The 11,025-nt window shown below is 69.0% G+C and carries 7 protein-coding genes and 1 pseudogene; all 8 read right to left on the minus strand.

All coding sequences use genetic code 11. The features are described from left to right. Nucleotides 1–219: pseudogene (locus VJR25_RS00905) on the minus strand (hypothetical protein); the annotation flags it as partial. A 111-nt stretch (nt 220–330) separates the two neighbouring features. Beyond that, entirely contained in the window at nt 331–969 is a 639-nt protein-coding gene (locus VJR25_RS00910) for a hypothetical protein (protein ID WP_324111566.1), read from the minus strand. 255 nt (nt 970–1,224) lie between these two features. Then, nucleotides 1,225–5,094 carry a DNA-directed RNA polymerase subunit beta' gene (locus VJR25_RS00915; protein WP_324111568.1) on the minus strand — a complete coding sequence of 1,290 codons (3,870 nt, stop codon included), beginning with the start codon at nt 5,092–5,094 and terminating at the stop codon, nt 1,225–1,227. A 45-nt stretch (nt 5,095–5,139) separates the two neighbouring features. After that, on the minus strand, nt 5,140–8,631 hold the full coding sequence (locus VJR25_RS00920) for a DNA-directed RNA polymerase subunit beta (RefSeq protein WP_324111570.1): 3,492 nt from the start codon (nt 8,629–8,631) through the stop codon (nt 5,140–5,142). A gap of 321 nt (nt 8,632–8,952) precedes the next feature. Further along, entirely contained in the window at nt 8,953–9,291 is a 339-nt protein-coding gene (locus VJR25_RS00925; RefSeq protein WP_324111572.1) for a hypothetical protein, read from the minus strand. Between the two features lie 101 nt (nt 9,292–9,392). Then, nucleotides 9,393–10,034, minus strand: a complete 642-nt coding sequence (locus VJR25_RS00930; protein WP_324111573.1) for a DUF2238 domain-containing protein — start codon at nt 10,032–10,034, stop codon at nt 9,393–9,395. Beyond that, complete coding sequence (locus VJR25_RS00935; protein ID WP_324111575.1) at nt 10,031–10,714, minus strand: response regulator transcription factor; 684 nt, start codon at nt 10,712–10,714, stop codon at nt 10,031–10,033. The genes VJR25_RS00930 and VJR25_RS00935 overlap by 4 nt, the downstream gene beginning before the upstream one ends. Then, nucleotides 10,711–11,025, minus strand: a 315-nt coding sequence (locus VJR25_RS00940; protein ID WP_324111576.1) for a sensor histidine kinase, incomplete at its 5' end; no start/stop codon positions are given. The genes VJR25_RS00935 and VJR25_RS00940, both read right to left, overlap by 4 nt.

Genomic DNA, 11,025 nt, shown 5'->3' on the forward strand with positions numbered 1-11,025 from the left:
CTCTGCGGCGCGTTCGGGCTCGGCCGGCTGCTCGGGGGCGGCATCCGCCTGGGCGGGTTCGGGGGTGACCGCTTCCGGCACGTCGTCGCGGGCCTGCTCCTCCGGCTGAGGCTCCGTGGCGGCGCGGCCGGCCGCCTCCGCGTCGGCGAGCCCGGCATTGGCACGCTCGACGACGTCATCGATGTCCGGCTTCTCCCCCGGGGTCTGCGGGTCAGTCATGACAGATCTCCTCACGCGGGCGCGCCCCGCACCCGTCACCGTAGCGCGCGGACCGGGCCCGGCCGCGAAGCCATGCCGCGGGATACGGCAACTGTCGGCATCCCATCGCGCTCACCTCTTCGGATGCGGCCACAGCCTGTCGACGAGCCCGTTCACATACCCGCCCGGCTGCCACCCGGCCTCGGCGGTCGACAGCCAGTACCGCCCCGCGATCACCTCGGTGTCGGTCACGGCGGCCCGCGTGCGGGTGCAGGTCAGCACGGCGGCCTGCGTCGGGGACGTGCTGCAGGCGAAGCCGAGGTCACCCAGCGCGGTGGCGATCCGCGCCTGCGCGGCGGCGGCGTCGCTCAGGTCGACGAGGCTCGTGCGCACGGTGCCGCCGTCGGCGGCCCGCCACCCGCACGTCATGCGCGGGGCCGGATGCCACGGCGCCATGGCCGTCATGAGTTCGGACGCCGGCGGGGTCATGTCCTGGCTGAGCACCGTGTGCGGGTCGAGCGTCAGCTCGATCCACAGCGCCGACGGGTAGAGCGAGACGCAGTCGTCGGTCAGCGCCGTGCCGATCTCGCCCACCGGCTTCGCGGTGGGCTTCGATGCGGCCGTGGAGCGTGCGCCCTGCTGCAGCAGCTCGATCGTGTAGGTGACGACCCCGGGAACGGCCGGGAACGCGAGGTACACGAGACCTGCGACGATCCCCGCGCACAGGATGCCGGCCGGCCACGCCAGCCACCAACGCCGTCCGCCGATCATTCCCCGCCTCCCCGCGATCCACGCTAGGTCGCGGCATCCGATCCGGGGCGTCGGCACGCCGCAGCCGGGCGGGCGAAGGCGTCCACCTGACAGCAGTGTGCATCCGGTCCGGACGCCCGCGGGCGGGTTGCGGGAGTTGCACAGCGAACGTGCATCGGACAGCGCGTTTCGGCCCGCTCCGCTCGCTCGACGGCCGGAGACGCAACGGGAAGGGCCCCGGATGCCGAAGCATCCGGGGCCCTCCGGGATCCTCACTCAGTTATAGCTCGTGAAGTCCCCGTCGCTGAAGCTGTCGAAGTCGACGTACGACAGGTCCTCGTCGGAGTAGGCGCCGTCCGACGCGAAGATGCGGTTGGGGTACCGCTCGCTCTTCGCCTCTTCGGTGGCCTCGACGGTCACGTTGCGGTACTTCGCAAGGCCGGTGCCCGCCGGGATCAGCTTTCCGATGATCACGTTCTCCTTGAGGCCGACGAGCGGGTCGCGCTTGCCCTCCATGGCCGCCTGCGTCAGCACGCGGGTGGTCTCCTGGAAGGAGGCCGCCGACAGCCACGACTCGGTCGCGAGCGAAGCCTTGGTGATACCCATGAGCTCCGGACGCCCCGAGGCGGGACGCTTGCCCTCGGCCACGGCCTGACGGTTCAGGTCGATGAAGCGGCGCGAGTCGACGAGCTCACCCGGGAGCATCGCCGTGTCGCCGTGGTCGACCACGGTGACCTTGCGCAGCATCTGGCGCACGATGACCTCGATGTGCTTGTCGTGGATCGGCACACCCTGCGAGCGGTACACGCCCTGCACGCCGCCGACGAGGTACTTCTGCACCTCGCGGGCACCCTGCACGCGCATGATCTCCTTCGGGTCCAGCGTGCCCTTGATGAGGGGCTGGCCGACCTCGACGTGCTGGCCGTCCTCCACGAGCAGCTCGGCGCGCTTGAGCACCGGGTACACGTGCGGCTCGTCGCCGTTGTCGGGGGTGAGGATGACCTTGCGGCTCTTCTCGGTCTCGTCGATCGTGACGCGGCCGGCGGCCTCGGCGATCGGCGACGACCCCTTCGGGGTGCGGGCCTCGAAGAGCTCCTGCACACGCGGCAGACCCTGGGTGATGTCCTCGGCCGACGCCGAACCACCCGTGTGGAAGGTGCGCATCGTCAGCTGGGTGCCGGGCTCACCGATCGACTGGGCGGCGATGATGCCCACGGCCTCGCCGATGTCGACGATCTTGCCGGTGGCAAGCGACCGGCCGTAGCACTTCGCGCAGACGCCGACGGCCGAGTCGCAGGTCAGCACCGAGCGGACCTTGATGGTCTCGACACCGGCCTCGACGAGGCGGTCGATGAGCACGTCGCCGACGTCCTCGCCCGCCTCGGCCAGCACCGTGCCCGAGCCGTCCACCACGGCAGCGGCGAGGGTGCGGGCGAACACGGAGTTCTCCACGTTCTCGTCGCGCGTGAGCACGCCCTGCGAGTTCGGCGCCGCGATGACGAAGTCGAGACCCTTCGACGTGCCGCAGTCCTCCTCGCGGATGATGACATCCTGCGAGACGTCCACCAGGCGTCGGGTCAGGTAACCCGAGTCGGCGGTGCGGAGAGCCGTGTCGGCCAGACCCTTGCGGGCACCGTGCGTCGCGATGAAGTACTCCGCCACCGACAGACCCTCGCGGTACGAGGAGATGATCGGACGGGGGATGATCTCACCCTTCGGGTTGGACACCAGGCCACGCATACCGGCGATGTTCCGGATCTGCAGCCAGTTTCCACGGGCGCCCGAGGACACCATGCGGTTGATGGTGTTGTCCTCCGGGAAGTTGTCGCGCATCGCCTGCTGGATGTCGCGCTCCGCCTCCTGCCAGATGTCGGTGAGCTCCTTGCGGCGCTCGGCATCCGTGGTGAGACCCTTCTCGTACTGGGCCTGGACCTTCGCGGCGGCCTTCTCGTGCTCCGCGATGATCTCGCCCTTGTTCGGCGGGGTCAGGATGTCGCTCAGCGCAACGGTCACGCCCGAACGGGTCGCCCAGTAGAAGCCGGCGTCCTTGATGCGGTCGAGGGATGCCGCGACCTCCACCTTCGGGTACTCCTCGGCGAGCTTGTTGACGATCTGCGACAGCTTGCCCTTGTCGGCCTGCTCGCGCACGAACGGGTAGCCCTTGGGCAGGGTGTCGTTGAAGATCGCCTGGCCGAGCGAGGCGTCCAGCAGACCGTGGCGCTCGTAGCCCTCGGGCGCTTCGCCCTCGAGGAACGTCAGGCCGGGGACGCGGATGCGCACCTTGGCCTGCAGGTCGAGGGTGCCCTCGTCCTTGGCCAGGATCGCCTCGGAGACCGAGCCGAACACGCGACCCTCGCCCTTGGCACCGGCCTTGACCGTGGTCAGGTGGTGCAGGCCGATGATCATGTCCTGCGAGGGCAGTGTGACCGGGCGGCCGTCGGAGGGCTTCAGGATGTTGTTCGACGCCAGCATCAGGATGCGGGCCTCGGCCTGGGCCTCGACCGACAGCGGCAGGTGCACGGCCATCTGGTCGCCGTCGAAGTCGGCGTTGAACGCCGCGCACACGAGCGGGTGCAGCTGGATGGCCTTGCCCTCGACGAGCTGCGGCTCGAAGGCCTGGATGCCGAGGCGGTGCAGCGTGGGCGCACGGTTCAGCAGAACCGGGCGCTCGCGGATGATCTCCTCGAGCACGTCCCAGACCTCGGGACGGGTGCGCTCGACGGCGCGCTTGGCGGCCTTGATGTTCTGCGAGTGACCGAGGTCGATCAGGCGCTTGATCACGAACGGCTTGAACAGCTCGAGCGCCATCTGCTTGGGCAGACCGCACTGGTGGAGCTTGAGCTGCGGGCCGACGATGATGACCGAGCGGCCCGAGTAGTCCACGCGCTTGCCGAGCAGGTTCTGGCGGAACCGGCCCTGCTTGCCCTTGAGCATGTCGGACAGCGACTTCAGCGCACGGTTGCCGGTACCGGTGACGGGGCGCCCGCGGCGGCCGTTGTCGAACAGCGCGTCGACGGCCTCCTGCAGCATCCGCTTCTCGTTGTTGACGATGATCTCGGGGGCACCGAGGTCGATCAGGCGACGGAGGCGGTTGTTGCGGTTGATCACGCGACGGTACAGGTCGTTCAGGTCACTGGTCGCGAAGCGGCCACCGTCCAGCTGCACCATCGGGCGCAGCTCCGGCGGGATCACCGGGACGACGTCGAGCACCATGGCGGCCGGCGACATGCCGGTCGACAGGAACGAGTTCACGACCTTGAGGCGCTTGATCGCACGGATCTTGCGCTGGCCCTTGCCCTCGGCGATCTGCAGGTGCAGGCTCTCGGCCTCGGCCGCGAGGTCGAAGGACTCCAGGCGGCGCTTGATGGACTCCGCGCCCATGTAGGCCTCGAAGTACTGGCCGAAGCGGTCCTGCAGCTCCTGGAAGACGTCGTCCTCCGCCTTCAGCTGACCCACCTCGAGCGTGCGGAAGTCCTCCCACACGCGCTCCAGGCGCGCGATCGCCTCGTCGGCGGTCTTGCGGATGGATGCCATCTCCTTCTCGGCGGCATCCTTGGTCTTCTTCTTCTGGTCGGCCTTGGCGCCCTCCTCCTCGAGGGCAGCGAGCTGCTCCTCGAGCTTGGCGAGACGGGCGGCGACGCGGGCGTCGCGGCGGTCGCCGAGCGTCTTCATCTCCAGGCGCAGGTTGTTCTCGTGGGTGGGGAGGTCGCGGTGGCGGGCCTCCTCGTCGACCGAGATGACCATGTAGGCGGCGAAGTAGATGACCTTCTCGAGGTCCTTCGGGGCCATGTCGAGCAGGTAGCCGAGGCGCGAGGGCACGCCCTTGAAGTACCAGATGTGCGTGACCGGGGCGGCCAGCTCGATGTGGCCCATCCGCTCGCGGCGCACGGAGGACTTGGTGACCTCCACGCCGCAGCGCTCGCAGACGATGCCCTTGAAGCGGACGCGCTTGTACTTGCCGCACGCGCACTCCCAGTCCCGCGAGGGGCCGAAGATCTGCTCACCGAACAGACCGTCCTTCTCGGGCTTCAGGGTGCGGTAGTTGATGGTCTCGGGCTTCTTGACCTCACCGTAGGACCAGCGACGGATGTCGTCGGCGGTGGCCAGGCCGATGCGAAGCTCATCGAAAGTTGTTGCGTCGAGCACTTAGTTCTCCTGTGTGCTTTGAATCTTGCGTTTGCCTGGCCGGGTTCAGATCTCGTCGATCGACGACGACTCGAACCGGCTGGAGATGTTGATGCCCAGCTCTTCCGCTGCGCGGAACGCCTCGTCATCCGTGTCGCGGAGGTTCACCGCGGTGCCGTCGGCGCCGAGGACCTCGACGTTCAGGCAGAGCGACTGCATCTCCTTCATGAGCACCTTGAAGGACTCGGGGATGCCGGGCTCCTGGATGTTCTCGCCCTTGACGATGGCCTCGTACACCTTGACGCGGCCGAGGATGTCGTCGGACTTGATGGTGAGCAGCTCCTGCAGGGCGTACGCGGCGCCGTAGGCCTCGAGGGCCCACACCTCCATCTCACCGAAGCGCTGGCCGCCGAACTGCGCCTTACCACCGAGCGGCTGCTGGGTGATCATCGAGTAGGGGCCGGTGCTGCGGGCGTGGATCTTGTCGTCCACGAGGTGGTGCAGCTTCAGGATGTACATGTAGCCGACCGAGATCGGAGCCGGGAACGGCTCGCCGGAGCGGCCGTCGAAGAGCTGCGTCTTGCCGGAGCGGTCGATCAGACGCTCGCCGTCGCGGTTGAGCAGCGTCGAGTCCAGCAGACCCGCGATCTCCTCCTCGTGGGCGCCGTCGAACACCGGGGTCGCGACCTTGGTGCCGGGGGCGGCCTCGCGGGCGCCCTCGGGCAGGTGCAGCGCCCACTCCGGGTCGCCCTCGACCTTCCAGCCCTGCTTGGCGATCCACCCGAGGTGGGTCTCCAGCACCTGGCCGAAGTTCATGCGACCGGGGATGCCGAGCGGGTTCAGCACCACGTCGACCGGCGTGCCGTCGGCGAGGAACGGCATGTCCTCGACCGGCAGGATCTTCGCGATGACGCCCTTGTTGCCGTGACGGCCGGCGAGCTTGTCGCCCTCGGTGATCTTGCGCTTCTGGGCGATGTAGACCACGACGCGGCGGTTGACGCCCGAGCCGAGCTCGTCGTCGCCGTCCTCGGCGTTGAACTCCTTGACCGCGATGATCGTGCCCTGCTCGCCGTGCGGCACCTTCAGGGACGTGTCGCGCACCTCGCGGCTCTTCTCGTTGAAGATCGCGCGCAGCAGGCGCTCCTCGGCCGAGAGCTCCGTCTCGCCCTTCGGGGTGACCTTGCCGACGAGGATGTCGCCGGGACGCACCTCGGCGCCGATGCGGACGATGCCGCGCTCGTCGAGGTCCTTCAGCAGGTCCGGGCTGACGTTGGGGAGGTCACGGGTGATCTCCTCCTTGCCGAGCTTGGTGTCGCGCGCGTCCACCTCGTACTCCTCGATGTGGATCGAGGAGAGGGTGTCGTTCTTGACGAGGTCCTGGCTGAGGATGATGGCGTCCTCGAAGTTGTGGCCCTCCCACGTCATGAACGCGACGAGCAGGTTCTTTCCGAGCGCCAGCTCGCCGTTCTCGGTGGCGGGGCCGTCGGCGATGACCTCGCCGACCTCGATGCGCTCGCCCGCCGAGACGATCACGCGCTGGTTGTACGACGTGCCCTGGTTGGAGCGGTCGAACTTGCGCAGGTAGTAGTCCTGCGTGCCGCCCTCGTCGAGCTGCACGGTGACGCGGTCGGCCGAGACCTCCGAGACCACACCGGCCCTGTCGGCGGTGATGACGTCGCCGGCGTCGATGGCCGCGTAGCCCTCCATGCCGGTGCCGACGAACGGCGAGTCGCTGCGCACCAGCGGAACCGCCTGGCGCTGCATGTTCGCACCCATGAGGGCGCGGTTCGCGTCGTCGTGCTCGAGGAACGGGATCAGCGACGTGCCGACCGACACCATCTGGCGCGGCGAGACGTCCATGTAGCCGATCTCCTCGGCGTGGAAGAGGTCCACCTCGCCGTCCTTGCCGGAGCGTGCGAGCACGCGGTCCTCGGCGAAGCGGTTGTCGGAGGTGAGCTCGACACCGGCCTGGGCGACGATGTAATCGGCCTCCTCGGCGGCGGTGAGGTACTCGATCTCGTCGGTGACGTGACGGTCCACGACCTTGCGGTACGGGGTCTCGATGAACCCGAACGCGTTGATGCGCGCGAAGGACGCGAGCGAGCCGATCAGGCCGATGTTCGGGCCTTCCGGGGTCTCGATCGGGCACATCCGGCCGTAGTGCGACGGGTGCACGTCACGGACCTCGACGCCGGCGCGCTCACGGGACAGACCGCCGGGGCCGAGCGCCGACAGGCGGCGCTTGTGGGTGATGCCCGCCAGCGGGTTGTTCTGGTCCATGAACTGCGACAGCTGCGACGTGCCGAAGAACTCCTTGATCGCGGCCACGACGGGGCGCACGTTGATCAGGGTCTGCGGGGTGATCGCCTCGATGTCCTGCGTGGTCATGCGCTCGCGGACCACGCGCTCCATGCGGGAAAGACCCGTGCGCACCTGGTTCTGGATGAGCTCGCCGACCGCGCGGATGCGGCGGTTGCCGAAGTTGTCGATGTCGTCGACGTCGAGGCGCATCTGCGCCGGCTGGCCGTTGCGCAGACCCTCGAAGGTGTCGTCGCCGCGGTGCAGGCGGACCAGGTACTTGATGGTCGCGACGATGTCGTCGCGGGTCAGCACCGAGTCGCGGATGTCGGTCGACAGGCCGAGCTTGCGGTTGATCTTGTAGCGACCCACCTTGGCGAGGTCGTACCGCTTCGGGTTGAAGTAGAAGTTGTCGAGGAGGTTGCGGGCGGCCTCCGCGGCCACCTGCTCGCCCGGACGCAGCTTCTTGTAGATGTCGCGGAGGGCCTCCTCCTGCGTGAGGATGGTGTCCTTCGAGAGGGTGTCCTCGATCGAGTCGAAGCCGGCGAACTCGGCGAGGATGTCCTCGCTGGTGAGGCCCAGGGCCTTGAGGAAGACGGTCACCGACTGCTTGCGCTTGCGGTCGATGCGCACGCCCACCTGGTCGCGCTTGTCGATCTCGAACTCGAGCCAGGCGCCGCGGCTGGGGATGACGCGGGCCGAGACGATGTCCTTGTCGCTCGTCTTGTCGGCGACGCGGTCGAAGTACACGCCGGGCGAGCGGACGAGCTGCGACACGACGACGCGCTCGGTGCCGTTGATGATGAACGTGCCCTTGTTGGTCTGCAGCGGGAAGTCGCCCATGAAGACCGTCTGGGTCTTGATCTCACCGGTCTGGTGGTTCATGAACTCGGCCTCGACGTACAGCGGGGCGGCGTAGGTCTTGCCGCGCTCCTTGCACTCGTCGATCGAGTACTTCTCGGGCTCGAGGTAGGGGTTGGTGAAGCTCAGCTGCATCGTCTCGCTGAGGTCTTCGATGGGCGAGATCTCCTCGAAGATCTCTTCCAGACCACTGGTGTTCGGCACGTCGGTGCGACCCGCGGCCTGAGCCTCGGCGACGCGCGCCTTCCACGCCTCGTTGCCGACGAGCCAGTCGAAGGACTCGGTCTGCAGCGCGAGAAGGTCGGGGACCGTCAGCGTGTCGGTGATCTTGGCGAACGAGAGGCGGGATGCCCCGCGGCCGTTCTTGGGAGTGGTGGATGCGTTGGGCGCAGCAGCCAAGGGGATAACCTCCATGGGCCCGGCGGGGCCTCGAGTTCCTTGTCGTGGGTGGACTGCTCATTCCTCCCCCGGCACCGCGCGTCACACCCCGCCGTGAAGCGAGGGAGCGCAGGCACAGCCGACCACCATATGAGGGCAGGGGGAATCCAAGAGCGCAACCACCCACAATACGCGAACACGGGCGGTGTGTCCAGTCCGCTGCTTGACATTCCCTGAGAGCAGGTGGACAATGCCCCGTTTCCGGATCCCGCGGCATCCGGAGACGGGACGAGCCCGCGCTCGTCAGGACGAGTGCGGGCTCGGGTGTGCGCGAGCCTTCGGCTACGGACCTGCCGGCGCTCCCGCCGTGGGATTGCAGGCGACGCCCGGCGAGGGCACCATCGACTTCAGCCCGGCGCGGACGAACGAGCCGTAGCTCTGCACGCCGTGATAGCCGTTCGCCTGGCTGCCGCGCACGGCGATCGCGTCGTCGTCGAAGCCGGGCGGGTTCCCTTCGAGCGAGTCGGCCCTGTCGAGCCCCGAGTACGCGCATTCGGATGCTGCGTGCGATGTGCCTTGCGGATACCCTCCGCTGCCGGTGTACTCGCCGGCGTTCGCAGCGCCGGCTCCGGCGAAGACGAGCCCGACCGCAAGGGCGCAGCCCGCCACCATTCTCTTCATGTCCCCAGACCTTCCCCAGAATCGCGTGAGCGCGGATGCGCCCCCGTCGGCGCTCACCGTACCCCTGCCGGACCGTCTCCGGTAGACCACCGACGCGCAGCTCAGCGCTGAGCGGGCTTCAGCAGGGACGGGGGCAGGAGGCTTCGGGGACGGCGGAACCACCACACCACCAGCAGGGAGACGAGTCCGCCGAGCGTCCCCCCGATGATGTCGCCCATCGTGTCGGCGTTGTTCAGCTGGGCATGCGTGCCGATCGTGTGGTCGGCGATGAACTCGCAGATCTCCCACGCCGCGGCGAACGACATCGCCACGAGCTGGACGAACACGAGCGACATCCAGCGGCGCAGCACCGCTCCCCCGCGCAGCTCCGACTCGCGAAGCGTCCACAGCGCGAGCCACGCCAGCATGATGCCGGAATCGAAGTGCACCACCTTGTCCCAGCCCGGGATGAGGCCGTAGACCGCCAGGGCGCTGCCGGCGTACGGGCCGATCGACATGAACACGAAGTAGTGCAGCTGCAGCATCCTCGGCATCGGGAAGCGCACCAGCAGCCCGATCGCGCCCGGCACCCACAGGGCCGGCACGAGCAGCAGCGCCAGAGCGGGCTTGACGTGCGGCACATGGGCCGCGTCGAGGGCGAGCGTCAGCACGATGAACACGACCTGGAACGGCATGGCCAGCAGCACCGCTTCGCGCAGGATCCTCTGCCACGGCACCGTGACCGATGATGCTTCGCCCGTCATCCCTCTCCCTTTCCGTCGTCGCGCGCCAGGGCGATCGCCGCGGCCCGGTCGCGCACTCCGAGCTTGCTGAAGATCGCGTTGATGTGCGTCTTCACCGTCGCCACGCTCACGAACTGGCGTTCGGCGATCGCGCCGTTGCCGAGGCCGTCGATCATAGCCCCGAGAACTTCGGCCTCCCGCCGGGTCAGGGCGGGGAAGCGGGTCAGGATGCCGGCCACCGGATCGGGCGCCGGGGCGGACGCCGTCATCGCGCCGATCACGGCATCCCCCACGCTCGCGCCGAAGGTGCGCTGCCCGCGCGCGACGGCGCGGACGGCCGCGGCGAGCTCGACGCGGCCGGCATCCTTCGTCAGGTAGCCGCGCGCGCCGGCGCGCAGCGCCTTCACGATCGACTCGTCGTCGGAGTACGTGGTGAGCACGAGCACCGCCGCATCCGGTACGTCGGTGCGCAGCTGAGCGGTGGCGGCGACGCCGTCGAGCACCGGCATCCGCAGGTCCATGAGCACCACGTCGGGCCGGTGCTGCACCGCGAGGGCGACCGCCTCCCGGCCGTCGGGCGCGGTGCCGACCACCTCGACATCGGGCAGGAGCCCCAGGATCGTGGCGAGGCCGTCGCGGATGATCGCCTGGTCGTCGGCGATCAGCACGCGGATGGGGGCGTCCGGGGGTCCGTCGGTCACAGCCGCGCCTCGGCGGTGAGGGTGAAGGTGGCGGGCACGCCGGCGGTCTCCGCGCGCACGGTGCCGCCGTGCGGCAGCGCGGCGAAGCGCTCACGCATGCCGACGAGCCCGAATCCTCCGCCGGGGCTCGGCGCGGTGCCGGGGGCGACCGGATTGGAGACGGCCAGCACCACTCCGCCCGGCCGCCAGTCGAGCGTGACGCTGGCGGGCAGGCCGGGGGCGTGCCGGCGCGCGTTGCTGAGCGCCTCCTGCAGTGCACGCTGCAGGGCGGTCGCGGTGACGGCGGGCACGGGCACGGCAGCGCCCTGCTC

The organism is Microbacterium sp. (genome assembly GCF_035277845.1).
Lineage (GTDB): Bacteria > Actinomycetota > Actinomycetes > Actinomycetales > Microbacteriaceae > Microbacterium.